The following is a 20,393-nucleotide window of genomic DNA, read 5'->3' on the forward strand; positions in this document are numbered from 1 at the left end:
ACCTAATACTTTTCTTCTAGAATAATTGAAGCCAACTCTTCAAAAGAATCCTTGAAATAAAAGTGACCCCCGTCAAATAAGCGGACCTTAAATTCATCTCCAAAACAACTATTCCACGCTAGCAAATCTTTGACGCTTACCGCATTATCCCTGTACCCGCCTAATATTGTCACAGGAATATCTAAATCAAGATTCTTCGGACATCTATAGTTATCACAAAGAGTAAGGTCTTTACGGAGCGTTGGCAACATCATAGCCAGCAACTTTTCATCATGCGATACTTCTGGACTAGTTCCACCAAGGTCAAAGATTTTAGATAGTAACTGCTTGTCAGGCAAAAGATGGTAGTCTTCTTTTGTGGATAGATGAGGGGCACGCATGGAGGACAAAAATAGGTGCTTTGGCCTTTTTCCGTAGAATCTCTTAATTCTATTTGTCAATTCAAATGCTATCATTGCTCCCATACTATGACCTAAAAACATAAATGGTCTATCTAAATGAGGTAAAAGAGCTGACTCTAAATCTTCTAGCAAATCTTCCAATTTATCATATGCTTTCTCCTTAATCCTATATTCCCGACCCGGAAGCTGTATAAGATATATATTGAAAGTCTGATTAAGATAAGGTAACAAGGAAGTATAATAAGAGGCCCCACCTCCAGCATGATGGAAAACAAACAAACAATCTTTATTCTCTGATATATGGTTTTCGATAAACCATGGTTTTAACTTTATATTTGTCCCAGTTCTCATTTTTATGTCTTTCCCCTCTAAAATTATGTTTCATTCGCTCCAAAATAAATCTATGATGTTAATCCCCAATTAATTACATCACTTGCTTTTTAATTTTTATTGCGTATTTTGTTGTCAGTACTTATATTTTATGCTATGTTTTTGCTATTTTCTTGTTTTTTCAAATCTGCACCTAATTTTATTTTAAATTGCAAATTTACAATTCCGCTTATTACTGATATTTTGATGCTACAATAATTACACCAAACTTATTGATAGAAGGAGGATTAATTATATGTTTATCACATTATTAAAGATCGTCTTTTTGCTACCATTTTAAAATAATCTTCTTCATTTAGATGAATAACCAGAAAAACCTTCCCTGTTCTACCTCATACAACCTGAAAGACGATAATAACTTATTGCCGGTTGTATGTGGCCATAAGAAGCCAATTTTGAGTTATAACCACCCGTGAAAACGGGTGGCTTGTACACCGGCATAAGTTATTTCCCTCCAGCGATGTCTAAAGCTCGCTGAACTTCGTTTAGATTAATACTATGTTTGCTTGACTAATGCCCGTAACAACGGGCTTTTACCTTGTTATTGACTTTCAGTCTGTCTCGCTCCGTGAGGTGCGAGACAAATAAACCACCCGCTATACGGGTGCGCATCGAAGGTTATACCAAAAAAACTCCAAACGCGATACAATAAAGGTGTTCAAGCCAATTGTAAAGCGAAAGGAGAAATATATGGCGCAAAAGGCACATAGTTTATCACACACAAAGTGGATGTGTAAATATCACATTGTGTTTACACCTAAGTATAGGTGAATCTTATCTATAATCAATATCAAAACAGTTTGGGTGAAATATTTCACCGATTATGTAGTTATAAAGGTGTTGAAATTATCGAGGGTCACTTAATGCCAGATCATGTACATATGTTGGTAAGTATTCCACCGAGGATAAGTGTTTCTAGTTTTATGGGGTATTTAAAAGGTAAAAGTGCTCTCATGATGTTTGACAAACACGCCAACCTAAAGTACAAGTTTGGGAACCGGCATTTTTGGGCGGAAGGCTATTACGTGAGTACAGTAGGACTTAATGAAGCCACAATTAAGAAATATATCCAAGAGCAGGAAAAGCATGATATAGCGTTGGATAAATTGAGTGTAAAAGAATATGAGGATCCCTTTAGGGATAGTGGTAAGTAATGCAAACACCTCTTTGAGAGGTTTGTGACGAGTCAAGAGCAATGAGGCTTGAACAAAGTGAAAGCCAGCGTCTTTAGGCGCTGGCTGGTGATGTGGGCTTATAGCTCTGGGACAAACCACCCGTTAGACGGGTGGTTATGATTCTAAATTACCAGCTGAGAACGGAGCCTCGTACTTTTTGACACTTAGCGTATCAAAAAGCAATAGCATTTTCCTCCTGCTCGCGTATATATTTAGCAACTGTCTTTTCGTTTGGGAGGAATTCAACCATCCATGTCGCACAAGGGAAACAGTCCAGACAATAGCATGATGGAGTCTTTCTTTGGCATTCTTTAAGTCTTAGATGTTTTATTTTTGTGAAAAGAATTTTAAGTCTTTAGAAGAACTTGAAAAAGCTATTGTAGACTACATTGATCACTACAACATCAAACGAATTAAAGTCAAACTAAAAGGATTTAATCCTGTTCAATACAGAATTAAATCCTTTCAATAATTATTTATCTAATTTTTGGGGGTCAGTGCAAAGCCTGTTAAGGTGTTTTATTGTTTTAACCCTGAGCAGACAGCAATTGTTTCTGTTTGGCTTTTAATGTCTCTACCAATGCTGGGTTACCTATTAGCTCCAAGGCTGAAAGAAAATCTTCTAATTCTTGATTCGCTTGCTCCTCTCCCTCTGTACATTTGATAACCAATTTAAAAAAATTCAATATAGCAATAAAATACATATCTTGCTGTGTCAGCAATTTCTCTAATACGTCCATAAAATAACTGACATAGTAGGTCTGTTTCCGTTCCAATAGAACAGATATGATATTTAATAAGGCCAACTTAGCTGCATTGTCATGACTGGGAATCGAGCTATAGAACTTGTCTCGTTCTACAAAGGCTTTCCCTAAAAAAAGAAGATCTTCTGTTGATAAAAGCGTTAGTGTGTTACCAAAAAGATAGAGTTCATACTCCGTCCATTCTTCAATATCATAAAGATATTTGGTCAACAGATTGATTTCTTCTTGATCAATAGTATAAGAACTTTCTAAAGAATAGATACAGTCCTTAATGATCAAGAGGTTCAGATGGTTATATATTTCACTTCTTTCATAATCCTTATATTCCTCAAGCAAACCTTTAAGGCCTTCCACATCCTGTTTACCATACAATTCCATAATTTTTTTACCTACAGCAAAGTAAGGCGTTTCTTTGTAATTATTGAGAGCATACCCAAACTCAGCAAAGGTCATATGGATACCGGAAATGGCCAGCAGCATACGATCAGCTGACAGCATAGTCTGCCCATTTTCAAACCTAGAGAGTTGAGATAGAGACAGATTATCCCTAACAACATCTTTGAGTTTCAGACCTCTGGCTATTCTCAATTCTCGATAAAGCTCCCCTAGCTCCATAGATTTTTGCCTATTTAGATTTTTCAAGATAATCAACTCTCCTTTTTCTAAATAATAGCGTTGTATGTGTCTCTTTTTTGAGAAAAGAAAAAACCTCTGGCTCCTCTTCTTAACCTAGCTTATTCTTCTTCCTCTTCAGTCTCCGTGTCTTCGTCAGAGTAGTCGTCATCTTCTTCGTTGAGTTCGACTTCTTCACCTAGATCATCTGGAGCAATTTCGTTGATTTCAGCATCATAAGCTTCCACTTCATTCTTCTCATCGTCTGGATTTTCCTCATCGTATGAGAGAGCTGGATCTGCTTCGTAGCCGTCCTCATCTTCTGGATCGTCATCGCTGTAGTCAATGGCATCCTCGTCGCCATCCATAAAGGCATTGACGCGTTTCTTCTTACGTTTCTTAGGTGCGTCGTCCTCATCAGTCTCTTCCAAGGCGATGATCTCTTCATCCACTTCGTCGATGGCATACCATGAACGCAGGCCCCATTTATTATCTCCCAGCGGAATAAAGCTGCCGTCTACATTGAGTTCTGTGTAGAATAAAGGCAGAGCATCACGAATCTCACTGTTTGATTTTTCCAGATAGTTTTGAATTTCATTGACCAGATCATTAAAATACATCTCATGGTCGCGGCCGCGGGCTTCCAAAATGGCACGCGCCACTTCAATCATAGAAAGCTCACTTTTTTCTTGTCCAGCAAATACTTCTAATTCCAAAGTTGATCTCCTTTAAGATTAAGTAAAGGCTTGTCGCCCTCTTGCAATTTTTCGCTACTTTCTATTGTACGATAAATTTCTATTTTCGTCAAAAGAAAATCCAGGAAAAATCATGGAACAAGTACAAAAAGAAACTAGTGCATTTATACACTAGTTTCAAATGATCTCATTTTGAATGATGAAGCTTATTTCACTTTCGCAGTGCTTGTAATCACTTCGACAGCTTTCTTGATAGCAATGTCGTGTTTCAGCATGTCTTCTGACAGCAATTGACGAACACGTTCTACTTCCATGTTGTAGTCTGTAGCCAATGAAGTTACTTCTGCTTCGATTTCTTCTGCGCTAGCTTCAAAACCTTCTGCCTTAGCAACAGCTTCTACGACAAGGTTTGTCTTAGTACGTGACTCAGCATCTGCTTCGTATTGCTTGTGCAGGTCTTCCTGAGTAGTACCAGTGATTTGGAAGTACATGTCAGGTGAGATTCCTTGGCGTTGCATATTGCCCAAGAATTCATTGACTGCGCGGTGCACTTCTTCATGAACCATTTCAGATGGGAGCTCAACGATTTCAGCGTTTGCTACTGCTTGATCAATAGCTGCTGCTTCTACCGCATCCTTATAAGCTGTTTCCTTAGCTTCTGACAATTCTTTGCGGTACTTTTCTTTCAGCTCGTCAAGAGTTTCCACTTCTTCGTCGATATCTTTTGCAAGTTCATCGTCCAATGCTGGAACTTCTTTTTCTTTAACTTCGTGAATAGTTGTCACAAACTTAGCTTCCTTGCCTGCCAAGTCTTCTGCTTGGTAGTCTTCTGGGAAGGTTACGACAACATCCACTGTTTCACCTGCACTGTGGCCAACCAACTGCTCTTCAAATCCTGGGATGAATTGACCGCTGCCAAGTCCAAGTGAGAAGTTGTCGCCCTTGCCGCCGTCAAATTCAACGCCGTCAACAGAACCAACAAAGTCAATCACAACTGTATCACCGTCTGCTGCTGGACCTTCTTTGAGAACCAACTCAGCCAAGTTGTTGCGCTCACGCTCAATGCGCTCATCTACTTCAGCATCAGTTACTTCTTTAGTAGCTTCAACAGTTACTTCCAAGTCTTTGTAAGCACCCAGCTTAACTTCTGGCTTAGTGACTACTTCAGCTTTGATGACCCAGTCTTGGCCTTTTTCCATAGACTCGACATCAAACTGAGGTTGAGCAACTACTTCGATACCTGCTTCTTTGACAGCCGCTTCGTATGCTTCTGGAAGAAGAGCGTTCAAAGCATCTTGGTAGAGGGCTTCTTCACCAAAACGTTGGTTGAAGATAGCACGTGGAAGGTGACCTTTACGGAAACCTGGTACAGCAATATCTTTTTTTACTGAGTTAAATACACGGTCCAAGGCAGGCTTGATTTTCTCTTGACTGATGCTAAAAGTCAAAAGACCGCGATTTGTTTCTTTGTTTTCAAATGATACAGACATTCTGTCATTTCTCCTTAAAATTTATTGAATACAACCCATTATAGCATAATTAGAGTTTTTTTCAAAATTATTTTTCCTTTTATCCCTTCCTGATTTTATCCTCTGTATAGGCCGCTCTGGCGCCGCCGATTAGCTTGGGACGGCTGGCTAAAGCCGTGACATGGGCAGCTCCCAATTCCTTGAGAATCGGTCGGATAGGAATCTGCACGTGCTTGACATGCATGCCGATAGCAGTATCGCCAATATCCAGCCCCGCCTGAGCGACAATAAACTCTACCTCAACAGGATCCTTCATGTATTGAAAAGCCGCTAGCTGACCGCTGCCTCCAGCATGAAGAGTAGGCAGAACATTGACAATTTCTAAATCTTTCTTATCCGCCAAGGCTCTTTCGACTACGAGGGCGCGATTGAGATGCTCACATCCCTGAACTGCTAGGAAGATACCTTTCTCTTCTAAGACATCCAATATGGTTTTGACAATGACCTGTCCGACTTCCAGACTGGAATCCTGACCGATATGGCCTCCGACAACCTCGCTGGAGGATAGACCTAGAACAAAAATATCTCCCTCAACCAAGGCAGCCTTGTCCAAAACATCTAGAACAATCTGACGAGTTTCCGCTCCAATCTTAGCTAAGTCCATGTCTCACCTCGTTTATTTCACTGCGACCGTCTTTTTCAAACTCTCTGGGAAGGCTTTATAAAGAGCAAATCCAACTGCTAAACCAAAAGCATTCTGCATAAAATTACTTAAGATTTCGGCTAGGGCAGCCCCGACACCATTCATAATACTACCAAAGAGGGCATAGCCACCGACCATAGCTCCTGCGGCCAAGACCAGACCAAGATAGCGACTCTTGCCCTCAAAGCCAGCAAAGAAACCTTGAAGTCCGTGGCAAATCAGACTGAAAATCATCCATTGGGGATAGCCGGCAATCATATCAATCAAAAAGCCCGAAAGTCCTCCGACAATAGCCGCTTCCTTGCGGCCAAAGTAGAAGGCTGTAAAATAAATCCCTGCATCCAGTAGCGTCAAAAACCCTGTCGGAGTCGGGATTTTTAAAAAATTCCCCAAAACCACAGACAGAGCTGTGATGAAAGCTAAGATAACTAATTTTTTAACTTGATGATTTCTCATACTGAACTACCCCATATTGATCTGAGCGCTGAATCGCTCGGTAAACAAAATCTTTAGACAATTGAACTGCTGCAAGTGGAGACTTGCCTAGAAGCAGCTGACTGGCAATGCTGGAAGCAAATGTGCAGCCTGCTCCGGTATTGTTGCTAGCCAGCACTGGCGATTCCATGACCTTAAAATCGCGTCCGTCATAGTAAACATCCACTGCCCGCTCCTTGCTTAAGCGATTGCCGCCCTTTATCACTACATGCTTGGCTCCCAAATCATAGAGCTCCTTGGCTGCAGCCTGCATATCCTCCAGACTTTTGATTTCTTTTTGGATCAATAGCTGAGCTTCTGCCAGATTTGGCGTGATGATGCTGACATGAGGGAAAAACTTGATGATTTCTTCTCTCAGTGCACTGACTTCCAAGTCATGATTTTCCTTGCAGACCAGAACAGGATCCATCACAACTGGTATATCCGCATGCTGCTTGACAAAAGCCAAAACCTGCTCTGCTATTTCCAGATTGGGTAAAAGTCCTATCTTAATAGCAGAAAAAGGAACATCCTTGAGACTGGCTAACTGCTGGGCAAAAACCTCTTCCTCAACTGGAATAACTTCAAATCCCTTATCAGTCATAGCTGTCAGGCAAGTCACAGCTACAAACCCATGCAGACCATTGACTGTATAGGTAGCCAAATCAGCGTGCAGTCCGCCACCGCTGAAAATATCATTGCCCGAAAGGGCTAAAATCAACTTATTCTTCATAACGAATCTCCTTTAGATAGAGGCCGTTTGGACCAGCTGTTGGCCCTGCCAGATGACGGTCTTTCTCCGCTAAAATCCTCTGAATCTGCTCCACCGGCATGCGCTTGTTGCCAATCTTGAGCAAGGTACCGACCATATTGCGGATCTGCTTGTAGAGAAAGCCATTGCCCGAAAAAGTAAAGACTAGAAAATTACGCTCTGCATCATAGCGAACCTTGGCCTCGGTAATGGTCCGAACCTTGTCTTCCACGCTGGTCCCAGAAGCCGTAAATCCAGTAAAATCATGCGTCCCCTCTAACTGAGCAATCGCTTCTTCTATGAGACTCAGCTCCAAAGGATAGGGATAATGCGTGGCATAATGGCGCATCATAGGATTTTTAGGCCGGCCGATGTCCAACAAAAATTCATAGGTCTTGCTGTGCTTATTGTAGCGAGAATGAAAATCATCCGATACCTGCTCCACCCTGATAAAATCAATATCTTCCGGCGTCTGCGTATCCAAGGCGAAACGAAGCTTTTCTTCATCCCGCTCTTCTGGTAAATCAAAATGCAGCACCTGGCCCAGAGCATGGACACCGCTGTCGGTCCGACCCGCTCCATGAATCACCACAGGCTGGCCTTTATTGATACGGGTCAGGGTCTTTTCAATCTCTTCCTGAACACTTCTGGCATGGGGCTGTCGCTGAAAGCCAGCAAAGCCATAACCATCATAGGAAATAATAGCTTTATATCGTGTCATATGTTTATTTTAGCAGGAAAAAAGGCCCCCAGCAAGCCCTAAAAGCAGGAACTGTCTGGGGACAGATTTTTATGAAAATACCGTATAAGAATTTGGGATAATCTGCACTTTGACTTGCCATTATGCAACAAAACAACCCATATGAATCAGACTGTCAGTGACGACACAAACAGAGCAAATTCAAATGGGTTATTGATTATATATTGCTAAAGGTCATTATTTGCAGTTACACGTGCAGCAAATCTGGCACTATTTCTTAGGAGCCCCAAATGGAGTTTTCATCCATAAAGCTGTTGGTATTCTTGAGTAATTGTGTAAAGACAGCATACTTGAAGTCCTTGGTTGCCCGTTCATCGACACGAGCCTTCTTCAGATCTTTGTCAACAGCTTCTGCAAAGCCAGCTTTCAGCTCTTCATAAGTGTGATAGACTTTTCCGTTGACCGTCACTGGCTTAATACCTGAACTTTGTGCTTTATCCACAACTTTTCTGAAGTAGGCTTTCTTGAAGGCTTCCATGGTTTCAAATTCGCCTTCAGAAATTTGCTTAATGATAAAGTTATCGCTCAAACCAGTCACACCTTGCTCATTGGCTGTCTTACGGTGTTTATTAGAAGCATAGCTTACAAAGCCTTTTTCATAGCCATAGTAACCCCAGATTCTGAAGGTATTATGCTTGAACATCAAGGCGCCTGGCGCTCCAGTATTGTTTTGACCGCCACCATAGATACCTGTCATAAAGTCGATCGCAATGTAACTAGAGTCATAGTCAGCAGGGTTATAAGTTCGATTGTCAACCGCACGGTTAGACAGCAAGCCTTGGTCAACCAAGTCCTCTACAGAAGAGACTGACATGGCCGCTTTCTCCTCTGCCGTTAACTCTCTCACGACATCATATTGAGTCCGAGCATCTACAACCTTCGGCTCAATCTTCTTGAACCATTTAGCTGCGGCTTCATTTCCTCTATCCACAACCGCTTGGCCCTCAAGGTAATCCAGCAGCATGAGGCTATCATTATAGCCCTTCATGTAATGGTCGATGTCTGCTCGATTCTTGAAGAGACTTGGCGAGCTATTGAAAATGAGACTGCCATTATTTGGACGATCAAAGGCCATATTGAGACCCAAAGCACCCCAACCTGGCTGATCAGGAACAGGTGATTGGAGCAACCCTTGGGCATAACCTTCTGGTCCGATACCTTGTCGTCTGCCATGTCCGCCCAGATAAATATCTCTGTCATTGACGTGGGTAAGCTCGTGCGTGAAGACGGACACACCATATTCCGTCAAGAGGTCAAAGGCCTCGAAGTTCACACGGATTGAACCAGCAGCATGGGCGCCATAGCCATTTGACTTGTACCAGCCACCAGCTCTGCCACCAACTAGGTTAAAGAACTCGCGGGATGGTGCATAAGGATTGCCCTTATTATCATTTCCGTTGACATCAATCCAGCCACGTCCTTCTACATCGAAACCATCCCATACAGCTGTTACATTTTGCTTGACCATTCTGGACTTGATATCATCTGAGAGAAGCTTGTACCAAGTGTCTACGTGATTTCGATGCTGGGTCGCTACTTCCTTGATGCGCGTGTTAAATCGTTCATCAGTCCATGACCGGCGCTTGTCTCTGTTGACGAAGGCCATCGTGCTATAGTTTGACAGAATAGCTAAACGCGTATTCTTCAAGGTTAGAAGCGGAAGGATATAGTTGCTGAAATATTCAGAGTTGAGATTATCAAAGACGCGATACTTGGCAGACTTAATCTCCTCGACTTCTGACTGGCGTTCTTCAAACTGAATAAAGCCTCGGGTTGCATCCTTGAACCAAGAATCCATGTCCGCAAAGTCAGTCAGCAGGCGACGGTTGTAATCCAAGTAAGACACCAAATCACTAGACTTGGACTCAGCCTTCAACTGACGCGCAAACATATTGACATTGTCTGCCCCTTTCAGTTGATTTTCTGTCGAACGTCCAATCTTAATCAAGCGGTCCAGCAATGGCACTTTTTCACCATAGAAGTCTGGTTTGAAGAGCACCAGCTCCTTGAGGTTGTAGTCGCCAAACTTGAGATCGTAATAACGGTTGAGATAGGTCAGACCGAGCATGATAGCGGTCTTGTTCTCTTCAATTTTAGCTTTCAGAGCTTCGTTGGCTGCTGGATTGTCAGCATGGAATCTTGTCCACTCATTGGCCAGGAGCTTGCCAAGCATATCCTGCAAGTTGGCTTTCACTTCAGCCAGAGATTCATCCAAGAAGAGGCGCTTCACTTTGTTGACCCTATCATTATCATTAGGAAGACCAACAGAACGATAGACTTCATCACTGTATAGTTCAAAACTCTTCAAGCTCTCAGTCAGCTGCGTCAGCAAGTCTTCTTTGACTGCCGTTGAGTGATTTGGAGTATAGACCGTACCAAGCTCTGCAATCTGATATTCCGGCAGAGCAGTCTGTTCAAATCGTGCTTGATTTTGAAGATTGTAGACGGTCTTGCTTCCGTCTTCAAAATGGACTAAGATCTTATCTGCATCCGTTCCGCCAGCAACAAATTGGTTGCCCTTCAGCGCTTGAACTGATAGGACTTTCTTAGTCAACAAGTCACCCGCCTTACCAGCATCCACCAGCTTATTGGCTTCATGAATCAAGAACTCTTGGTTGTAGAAAGGCATAAAGCGCTCTAGGTTCTGATAAAGCTGTTCATTTTCTGCCTTGTAACCTGGCTTATCTTGATAAGTACTTGTTCTCAGGATAGCAGCATTTAGCTTCTCAGTTGTTACTTCATTGGCGCTGCTTTGTTCAAGAGCCGTAATCCGATAGCTCTTGACTTTTTGCTCCGCTTCAGCTTCTGTCAAGCGACGGAACTTGGCATCTTTTCCTGTCTTGGTTCCAGAGCTTTGTCCCTGAACACCAAAGAGGTTTTGGAGTTTTTGTCCCATCCAAGCATCAGTAATCTCATTATCTGAGCTAAAGAGCTCTTTTCCGTTCACTACTGTAGCATAGCTGACAGTGTCATTGATAGTTCCATACGGCCAAATGGAAGCAGCGATACCAGCCGCATTTCTTGAGCCCGCATCCTCTAACTTACCTTTGGCAACGGACTGAGTCAGCTTGCCCCAATTACCCCAGCCTGCACCTGAATAGTTAGTGAAGTTTTGAGCGACCAGCATACCTGCATTTTGGCCACTCTTGACCCAAATATCTGCTTCGACATAAGCCCGGCTTACCAAGGACATGGCGTTGGTTCCAGCGATACCTGCTGTAACAGAGTTTCCACCCTTGGACTTAATCTGGCCCTTAAAGGAAACATTTTCAACTCGAGATTGGCCTTCTATATTGTTAACCAGACCGGCAATATGGTCTCTTCCTTCCAAGTAGCCTTGGACATTGACGTTTTCGATTACTCCTTTATTCTTCAAGCGAGCAGCAATTGTCGCAATTGTATCGCCCGCTTGCGAATCTGGATAAACCATATTGACCCGCTTAAAGTCAATATCCTTGACCGTTCCGCCAGTAATCGTATCAAATAGAGGATGCGCTAAGTCTAAAATCGCATGGCGCTCACCATTTTGCCCACCAATCAGCTGGCCTTTGAATTCACCTTGCAGGTAAGACTTGCTGTTAGCTGGTTTGTCAATCAGCTTGGCACTGATACTGCGGCCCAGAATAAAGGTTCCAGAAGGATTTTCCTTGATGCCGTCCAAAAGGTCTTGGAAATCATAGTAGACATTTCCTTCCCGCTTCTTGGCCTTTTCCAGATAGAAATCAAAGCTGTTCTGAAGACCAGTTGCGCTTCTTTGCAGCAAGTCTGGCAGCTGAGCCTGAATCTTGAAGACAGGTTGGTTATCAACGACCACTTCCTCAATAGAGGTAACCGGTAGGACAGTGTCCTTGAACTGGTCGGATGTAAAGTGCAGGTAATATTGGTCCAGATTTGCTGGTTTCTCAGCCAGAGTAGGCATCAATTTTGTCTGGCCATTTTCAACCTTCATCAAAGCGACATTAGTGATGGACTTGAGTTCCACCTTCTTCAGATCAAGCTGGACTGTCTCTTGAGCTAATTCTTGACTTTCCGAGCCATTTCCTAAATCATAGGACAGAATCGTCTCAATCTTATACGGTGTATAGTAGTCCAAACCACTGAAGCTAGCAGTCAACTGGCCTGCCGCCAAGTTCTGCTCTGCTATCAGCTGGCCATCCTTCTTCAGACGAACATGAGCACTAGTAAAGGCTTGATCTCTGTCCGTCAGCTGGTATTGGACCTGAACTGACTTCTGCAATTCATCCTTCTTAACCGCTGAAACAGTCAGAGTTGGTGCTGCTTTAAGAGCCAATAAGTCAGATAAAGCCTGCTTGAGTTGGTTGACACCCGCATCTACTTCATCTTGACTTGACGAAGTTTGATAAACCGTCGCAGCCATATTCTTAATTGCCTGCAGCTGCTGATAGGATTGGTTAGTGTAAACTGCAGGATCCACAGCTGCTGCTAAAGCCAGCTGCTTGCTCAATTCTTCTTTATTGATGCGAGCCTTGCTACCTCGAGTGACCACTGTATCAACTACTTCATGCAAGATTCTTTCAGTTGTTTGTGGCTCCGATATGCGATTACCATCCAAGACTTCATAGCTGGTTACAATTTCTTTTTGTCCTGGAGTTCCATCGACAGTGGTCTCCTCATCAAGATACTTGCTATCATCTGTCTTGTTGACAACTTGAGGTTCAATCGTTTCTAGCTTGATGTCTGTATGTAGACTAGGCTGTTCTGGCTGAACTGTTGACTCACCATTAACGCCGCCTGTGTATTCTGGTAAAGCTGGCTCAACTGGAGCCACGTCACTAACTGTAGCTACTGGAGCATCATAGACTGGATTGTCTGCTTGAACTAGCGATTCGCCATTAACGCCGCCTGTGTATTCTGGGAGGACTGGCTCGACTGGAGCCGTGTCACTAACTGTAGCTACTGGAGCATCATAGACTGGATTGTCTGCTTGAACTAGCGACTCACCGTTCACAGCACCGCTGTACTCTGGCAAGGCAGGTTCTTGTAAACTTTCCCCTTTTGCCGTTTCTATAGGTGGATTTGACGGCTGAGGAGCTGGACTAGGATTTGGAGTTGGAGCTGGAGTTGGAGTTGGAAGATTCCCTATCTGGCCAGAATCACTTTCATCAGGATTCAGCTGATACTGCAACCCTGCCTGAGCAGATCGATCAATAGAATTAGAATCCTCTTTTGCAGATTCTGACACTTCTGCTTGCGCTTGAGCCTCTTGACCAGCTAGCAGAGAGGCCGGCTTGTTATCTGTCAAAGTACGCAAATCAGAAGCGGTAAAGTAACCGATATAGTTATAGCCTGCAATAGTCACATCCGCTTCAGAAACTGCTGACGAAACCGCAACTTGACGGTTATAGGAAAGCAATTCTCGATTTTCTAGCGCAAACGCTTGAGGAGACTGTAACACAGTTTGTCCCAAGCTACCTAGCAAAAGCACTCCTAGTAACTTACCAGATTTCTTTCGTGAGAATACCAAGACAGCCAAAATAGCCGTTCCCGCAAATAAGCCGAGAAGCGGCTGACCATTATTTCCTGTACTCGGCAAGACAGCTTGCCCATCTTGCTTCCGATAAATCAAGTAATAATTTTCCCCTGTTTGCAGATTTTCAGGCAGACCTTTCTTAATCAGACCTTTTTCCTGCTCTGTTAGCTCTTGCTCTTCAACATAAGTATAGTGAGCAGTCGCACCGCCTCCTACTTCATCTGCAGCAACTGTCGAACTGGACAAAGAGCTCCCAAAAATCAGAGCTGCAATGGCAACTGAGCCCACACCGACAGACAATTTGCGAATCGAATATTTCTGAATTCGCTCCTGCACTTTTTCAAAACGTTTCACTTTATAAATCCCCTTTTTCCTAAAATGTATAAAGTTAATCTCCCATTATCTTCCTAGCCAACTCCCCAGCAGGCTAAAAAGATGCGTCTTATACATATAGTATTATCATATATCTTTTAGGAAATTTTTACAATAGATTTTACTTAAAAAAACAATTATTTTTTGTAAAAGTAAATTGAGAAAATCACTTTAGTCTTTATAGCGAATTTCTTTTAATTAAAGGGCTGGTCAATGCGGTTCTCTTACTTGACTAGATTTGCCAAATCTCCTTCTAGAAAACATAAAAAGAACAGCTTTAGGCTGCTCCTTTTTATCTGATTACAAATCTTCCAAGGCATCTTTCATTTTGTCGAAGAAGCCTTTTTTCTTAGGATTGACCGAAATATTGCCAGCTTCCGCAAATTCTTTGAGGGCTGCTTTTTGACGGTCGTTGAGGCCAGTCGGCGTCACAACATTGACAGTTACATACTGGTCACCCATGCTTCCACCACGCAGACTCGGTGCTCCCTTACCACGCAGACGGAAACGCTTGCCAGTCTGTGTTCCTTCTGGGATATTCAGCTCAACATCCCCGTGAACAGTTGGAATATCTACACTGTCACCAAGAGCCGCTTGGACAAAGTTGAGATTGATCTTGTAGTAAATGGTAGAGCCATCTCGCTCAAACTTGTCACTCGGCTCAACTTGGACCACGACATAAAGGTCACCATAAGGGCCGCCATTAAAGCCTGCCTCGCCTTGACCAGACAGACGGACCTGCTGACCAGTTTCCACACCAGCAGGGATTTTCACCTTGACGCTGTGAGCCTGTTTTTCATGACCCGTTCCGTGACAGGTTTCACAAGGACTTTTGATTTCTTTTCCTCGGCCGTGACAGACATCACAGGTTACTTGGCGACGCATCATGCCAAGCGGTGTCTGGGTATCAACATTGATGACACCTGAGCCATGACAGCGGCCACAGGTAACAGGACTAGTCCCTGGCTTAGCACCAGACCCGTCACAGGTACGACAAGTCGCTTCGCGGTTATACTTGATTTCCTTCTCAGCTCCGAAAATCGCTTCTTCAAAGCGGAGATTTACACGATACTGAAGATCATCACCTTGGCGCGGAGCATTAGGGTTGCGAGTGCCCCCACCGCCAAAGAAGCTGGAGAAGATATCTTCAAAGCCGCCAAAGCCGGAGCCATCAAAGCCACCGAAGCCGCCTGCACCACCGCCAAAGCCACCATTAGCTCCCGCTGCACCGTATTGATCATAGGCTGCCCGCTTTTTCTCGTCGCTCAGCGTTTCATAAGCCTCTTGGACTTCTTTATATTTGTCCTCCGCCCCAGCTTCCTTATTAATGTCGGGGTGGTACTTTTTAGATAATTTCCGATAGGCTCTCTTGATCTCATCCTGAGAAGCATTCTTAGAGACACCTAGACGGTCGTAATATTCTGTATTGTTCATGTAAGATACCAAGACCGTAAAATTCGACTGAAAAATAGGAAATCAGGCGACGGAGCGATGCTCCTAGACAGATTTCTCTTTTTTCCAAGAATTTAGGTCGGGTTCAGTTCCTTTCTTTTATATTGAGTCAGAATTTTTGGAACCCGTGTTCAGTTGCGAACACCCATGTTCCTTTCTTTAAATTTTAGAAAATATTGATCAGAGGGTATTTTCAAATTCATGCTTCATTTCAGCAAACTCTTCTTCTGATAAAGTGAATATCAAGTCCTCTTCCGAATATTGATTCCGTTCTTTAAAATAGTTGTCAGCATTATCTACCAAACCTAGACTAAGAAGCACTTTTCTCGCAAACGCTTGATGTGCAAAGCCAACAGCCGTAATGATGTTCTTATTTTGCAGGACCGCTTTAGCTTTGAAATTCTCCCTTGGAAGAAATTCAAAATAGTCAAAGAAGTTTTGCCAAATCCCACCAGTAAATTTAGTGTCCTTCAATAAACCTGCTTTCGCCAATAAAATGGGCGCTGAGGAAATAGCTGCAATTAAAACTTCTTGCTGCTTCAAACTTCTTAGGAAAGAAATCAATTTTTCATCATGCAGAGTAGGGACAATATTTATCATTCCTGGCAAAATGACACAAGAATAGTCTTCGATAACTACTTCATCCAGTGTTCCAGTAGGTTGACAGGGAAGTCCATCTTCCGATCTTATAACATTTCTATCTGTACCAACATAATCAACCTCAACACCAAAAGATAGAGCTAAAGTACTGGTCAGACCAACTACTTCATAAAGTGAAAAATTAGGATAAATTAAACAGAGCACTTTCTTCATAAGCGTCACCCTCTAGTTTAGCGAAAAACAGAGGCTGGGTTGCAACCTCTGGATTTCTTCCTATCATTACGACGTGAAATTTTCAAAACAATATTTTTTGAAAAATTTTTGACGCGGTAGCTGATTGGATTTTAGGTTCGTCTTTCAGACTCCCAAAAATCCTAATCATCCTCGCGGGGGTTCGACTACGAACTAAAAACTTTCAATTTTTAGTTCTGTCTCACCGCCTATTTCTCCGTAAACTCTCCGTCTACGACATCGTCGTCTGCTTTAGTTGAGCCTGTGTTTTCAGCTCCTTCTGCTCCTGCTTGGGCTTGTTGAGCCGCAGCAGCTTGCTCATAGAGTTTCACTGCCAACGCTTGAGCTTTTTCGTTAAGAACTTCCAATTTCGCTTTCATGTCGTCCAAGTTATTATCTTCTTGCGCTTTCTTAAGGTCATCAAGAGCAGCTTGAGCAGCGTCACGCTCTGCGTCGAAGCCTTTGCCTTCAGTTTCCTTGATGGTCTTTTCAGTCGCAAAGATAGCTTGGTCAACTTCATTACGAAGGTCAACTTCTTCCTTACGTTTCTTATCTGCTTCAGCGTTCGCTTCTGCATCCTTCATCATGCGGTCGATTTCTTCGTCAGTCAAGCCGCTGTTAGATTGGATAACAATGTGTTGTTCTTTTTGAGTTCCAAGGTCTTTAGCCTTAACAGATACGATACCGTTCTTGTCGATGTCAAATGTTACTTCGATTTGAGGGATTCCACGAGGAGCAGCTGGAATATCTGTCAATTGGAAACGTCCCAGAGTCTTGTTGTCTGCTGCCATTGGGCGTTCACCTTGAAGAACATGGATATCAACGGCTGGTTGGTTGTCTGCTGCTGTAGAGAAGACTTGTGATTTAGAAGTTGGGATTGTTGTGTTGCGGTCGATCAACTTAGTGAAGACGCCGCCCATTGTTTCAATACCAAGTGACAATGGTGTTACGTCAAGAAGGACAACGTCTTTGACATCACCAGTAATGACACCACCTTGGATAGCAGCACCCATGGCAACTACTTCGTCAGGGTTCACTGATTTGTTTGGCTCTTTACCAGTTTCAGCCTTAACAGCTTCTACAACAGCTGGAATACGAGTTGAACCACCAACCAAGATTACTTCGTCGATTTCTGACAAGCTCAAGCCTGCGTCAGAAAGAGCACGGCGAACTGGTTCTTTAGTGCGCTCTACCAAGTCACGAGTCAAATCGTCGAATTTAGCACGAGTCAGAGTCATTTCCAAGTGGAGAGGTCCAGCGTCCCCGGCTGTGATAAACGGCAAGCTGATTTGAGTTGAAGTCACGCCAGAAAGATCTTTTTTAGCCTTTTCAGCTGCATCTTTCAACCGTTGAAGCGCCATCTTATCATTTGACAAGTCGATGCCGTTCTCTTTCTTGAACTCAGCCACCATGTGGTCGATAATCTTTTGGTCAAAGTCATCACCACCAAGTTTGTTGTCACCAGCAGTTGCCAGTACATCAAAGACACCATCACCCAACTCAAGGATTGAAACGTCGAATGTACCGCCACCTAAGTCAAAGACTAAGATCTTTTCTTCTTTATCTTGTTTGTCAAGACCGTAAGCAAGAGCTGCTGCAGTTGGTTCGTTAACGATACGTTCTACTTCAAGACCAGCGATTTTACCAGCGTCTTTAGTCGCTTGACGTTGTGCATCGTTAAAGTAAGCTGGTACTGTGATAACCGCTTTGCTTACTTTTTCACCAAGGTACTCTTCTGCATAGCCTTTCAAGTATTGCAGAATCATAGCTGAGATTTCTTGCGGAGTGTATTCTTTGCCGTTAGCAGCTACTTTTTCAGATGTTCCCATTTTTGATTTAATAGAAATGATTGTATCTGGATTTGTTACTGCTTGACGTTTTGCCGCATCACCAACGATGATTTCACCATTTTTGAATGACACTACAGATGGTGTTGTACGGTTTCCTTCTGGGTTTGCAATGATTTTGCTTTCAGTTCCTTCAAGAACTGCAACTGCTGAGTTTGTTGTACCTAAGTCAATACCGATAATTTTAGACATATGTTTTTCTCCTTGTTATTTTAATTCTAATTTTGACTTTTTGATATTCCCCTTAAGTGGTGGGGACGCGAGCAACTCCCTTCGGGATTTCATCACTTATTTTTGAGCCTTCTGTCTCAAAAATCCCCTGTTTCAGTAGCACGAGCTACTGAAACTTTCACCACGGCGGGAAATATCTTCCTTGCAAGCCTCCGGCTTGCCTCTTATCTTTCTTTCATAGTTTATTGTCGTTTCGGACAAGATTTTTCAAGTTTTCTAGCCTAGTTATAGACCACTACCATTGCTGGGCGCAGGATACGGTCATGAAGTTTGTAGCCTTTTTGGAAGACCTGCGCGATAGTGTCAGCTGGGTGCTCATCGTCAGCTGGAACGGTTTGAATGGCCATGTGATAGTTATGGTCAAAAGCTCCGTCAGCTGGGATTTCTTCGATACCCTCTTCTTTGAGAGCATGAATCAAGCTTTCCTGCACCATTTCCAGTCCTTTTTTGACATCATCTGTCAACCCTTCAACGGCAAGTGCGCGCTCCAGATTATCTATCGAAGGCAAGATAGCTTTCGCCAAGTCCTGACTGCGGTATCTTTGCAGCTGCTGGCGTTCTTCATTTGCTCGGCGCTGGATGTTCTGCATTTCTGCATGAGCGCGAAGATATTTGTTTTCAAAATCTTCTGCCCGTTCATTGGCTAGTTCTAACTCTGATTTTTCAGGGCTTGCTGATTCAGCTTGTTCAGCTGTTTCTACAGCTTCCTCTTTTACTTCCACATCTTCTGGATGTTCTTCTTGTTTATGTTTTGCCACAAGGCACCTCCTTTTTAGGAATATTTATACTATATTTAATGGACTTCGTAGTGATTGCTGCTCAGATAGCGATAGAAGTCGGTCAGTTTCATGGTCAGCACGCGGTTGACGACATTCATCTGACTGACCAGTCGTTGGTAGTCAAGATTGACCGGACCGACAACTGCCAGTACTCCGAAGCCTCGATAAGGAATCAGGAATTTGCTGGAAATCAATGTCAAATCAGCCAAACAGCTTTCTCTACTGTCTGCCACGCGCACGCTTTGCATCTGATCCTCGGCCAAGCTGTCGCGAATCTCAAACGCTACTTTCTGCGGGTCATCAAAAAACTGATAAGCCGTCAGGTCTGAGAATTCCAAGAGCTGAACCTTGCCAGACAGAATCACATTTTCCTTGAAAATATCACCAAAGATGTGCTCAAAGAGCTGGATGACATTGTCCGTCGTAGTGAAATAGCGTTGGATAATCTGCGGAATTTCCGTCCGAATCTTGTAATGGATGTCCAGCACTGTCTGACCCAAGAACCGCTCCCTTACCAGGCCTTTAAGCCTATCCAGGTCTTCTTTTAGGAAGTTGCGCGGAATCATAAACTGACTGGTGATAGTATTGGACTCATCCAGGGTGAAGACTGCCAGAGCCGTATGCTGACTGAGCACAACGATATCAAAAGCTGTCAAGCGCTGCCGACTGGGTTCTACATCCAGTGCAACAACCGTGAATCCACTGAGCTTGGTCAAAAGATCCGCTGCCTGTTGAAGAATGTCCTCCAAGTTGAAAAACTCATGGTCAAAGGCTTTGATAACCTCATAGAGTTCATTCTCAGCGAGACAATCAAAGGACAGAGAATGCTTGACAAAGTATTGAAAACCAGCCACACTAGGCTTACGGCCGCTAGACGTATGCGCCTTTTCCAGAAGCCCCTGCTTTTCCAAAGCCGCCATATCATTTCGGATAGTGGCACTGCTGGAATTGATGGAATCCTGCAGGGCTTTGGAGCCGACTGGCTCGTGAGTCTTGGTAAAGATATCAATAATCAAATTCAAAATCTCATTTTGACGCTCCGTGACCACGGCATCACCTCCAATCAAGATTCTGCTGTCGATTAGCACTCAACAACCTCGAGTGCTAACTCATGATTCTATTATACACTCTTCCACACCAAAGTCAAGACAAAAACTCAAAAAATTAGCACTCTTTTTACAAGAGTGCTAAAAATC

The 20,393-nt window shown here is 43.2% G+C and carries 14 protein-coding genes and 2 pseudogenes; 2 read left to right on the plus strand and 14 right to left on the minus strand.

Annotated features, from left to right (window positions below; genetic code table 11):
• Positions 1-2: 2 nt before the first annotated feature.
• Positions 3-752 (minus strand): thioesterase II family protein, encoded by a 750-nt coding sequence (locus tag PCY71_RS07240; protein ID WP_048774055.1) that lies wholly within the window; start codon positions 750-752, stop codon positions 3-5.
• A 729-nt stretch (positions 753-1,481) separates the two neighbouring features.
• Here PCY71_RS07240 and tnpA point away from each other — a divergent pair.
• Both tnpA and PCY71_RS07250 read left to right on the plus strand, forming a co-directional pair.
• Positions 1,482-1,945 (plus strand): annotated as a pseudogene (tnpA, locus tag PCY71_RS07245) (IS200/IS605 family transposase).
• Between the two features lie 258 nt (positions 1,946-2,203).
• Positions 2,204-2,438: pseudogene (locus tag PCY71_RS07250) on the plus strand (IS3 family transposase); the annotation flags it as partial.
• 55 nt (positions 2,439-2,493) lie between these two features.
• Here PCY71_RS07250 and PCY71_RS07255 read toward each other — a convergent pair.
• From PCY71_RS07255 to hrcA, 13 genes are all read right to left on the minus strand, one after another.
• Positions 2,494-3,372 (minus strand): helix-turn-helix domain-containing protein, encoded by an 879-nt coding sequence (locus PCY71_RS07255; RefSeq protein WP_301412492.1) that lies wholly within the window; start codon positions 3,370-3,372, stop codon positions 2,494-2,496.
• 92 nt (positions 3,373-3,464) lie between these two features.
• Positions 3,465-4,058 carry a DNA-directed RNA polymerase subunit delta gene (gene rpoE / locus PCY71_RS07260; RefSeq protein WP_048774053.1) on the minus strand — a complete coding sequence of 198 codons (594 nt, stop codon included), beginning with the start codon at positions 4,056-4,058 and terminating at the stop codon, positions 3,465-3,467.
• A gap of 185 nt (positions 4,059-4,243) precedes the next feature.
• Positions 4,244-5,527, minus strand: a complete 1,284-nt coding sequence (tig, locus tag PCY71_RS07265) for a trigger factor (RefSeq protein ID WP_268689447.1) — start codon at positions 5,525-5,527, stop codon at positions 4,244-4,246.
• A 79-nt stretch (positions 5,528-5,606) separates the two neighbouring features.
• Positions 5,607-6,170 (minus strand): TIGR01440 family protein, encoded by a 564-nt coding sequence (locus PCY71_RS07270; protein ID WP_048774048.1) that lies wholly within the window; start codon positions 6,168-6,170, stop codon positions 5,607-5,609.
• 12 nt (positions 6,171-6,182) lie between these two features.
• On the minus strand, positions 6,183-6,665 hold the full coding sequence (locus PCY71_RS07275) for an ECF transporter S component (protein ID WP_048774046.1): 483 nt from the start codon (positions 6,663-6,665) through the stop codon (positions 6,183-6,185).
• Entirely contained in the window at positions 6,646-7,416 is a 771-nt protein-coding gene (locus PCY71_RS07280) for a bifunctional hydroxymethylpyrimidine kinase/phosphomethylpyrimidine kinase (protein WP_048774044.1), read from the minus strand. Before PCY71_RS07280 ends, PCY71_RS07275 begins: the two co-directional genes overlap by 20 nt.
• Entirely contained in the window at positions 7,406-8,155 is a 750-nt protein-coding gene (gene truA / locus PCY71_RS07285; RefSeq protein ID WP_048774042.1) for a tRNA pseudouridine(38-40) synthase TruA, read from the minus strand. The genes PCY71_RS07280 and truA overlap by 11 nt, the downstream gene beginning before the upstream one ends.
• 256 nt (positions 8,156-8,411) lie before the next feature.
• Positions 8,412-14,039 (minus strand): ZmpA/ZmpB/ZmpC family metallo-endopeptidase, encoded by a 5,628-nt coding sequence (locus PCY71_RS07290; RefSeq protein ID WP_301412493.1) that lies wholly within the window; start codon positions 14,037-14,039, stop codon positions 8,412-8,414.
• A 318-nt stretch (positions 14,040-14,357) separates the two neighbouring features.
• On the minus strand, positions 14,358-15,491 hold the full coding sequence (dnaJ, locus tag PCY71_RS07295; protein WP_301412494.1) for a molecular chaperone DnaJ: 1,134 nt from the start codon (positions 15,489-15,491) through the stop codon (positions 14,358-14,360).
• Positions 15,492-15,689: 198 nt separating this feature from the next.
• Complete coding sequence (locus PCY71_RS07300; protein ID WP_048774037.1) at positions 15,690-16,322, minus strand: DJ-1/PfpI family protein; 633 nt, start codon at positions 16,320-16,322, stop codon at positions 15,690-15,692.
• 227 nt (positions 16,323-16,549) lie between these two features.
• Positions 16,550-18,379: a molecular chaperone DnaK gene (gene dnaK / locus PCY71_RS07305; RefSeq protein ID WP_002908744.1), complete on the minus strand. Its 1,830-nt coding sequence runs from the start codon at positions 18,377-18,379 to the stop codon at positions 16,550-16,552.
• Positions 18,380-18,639: 260 nt separating this feature from the next.
• Complete coding sequence (grpE, locus tag PCY71_RS07310; protein WP_002905347.1) at positions 18,640-19,176, minus strand: nucleotide exchange factor GrpE; 537 nt, start codon at positions 19,174-19,176, stop codon at positions 18,640-18,642.
• A 35-nt stretch (positions 19,177-19,211) separates the two neighbouring features.
• Positions 19,212-20,246, minus strand: coding sequence for a heat-inducible transcriptional repressor HrcA (hrcA, locus tag PCY71_RS07315; protein WP_301412534.1), 1,035 nt, complete (start codon positions 20,244-20,246; stop codon positions 19,212-19,214).
• Positions 20,247-20,393: the final 147 nt, after the last annotated feature.

It is taken from the genome of Streptococcus sp. SN3 (assembly GCF_030439905.1).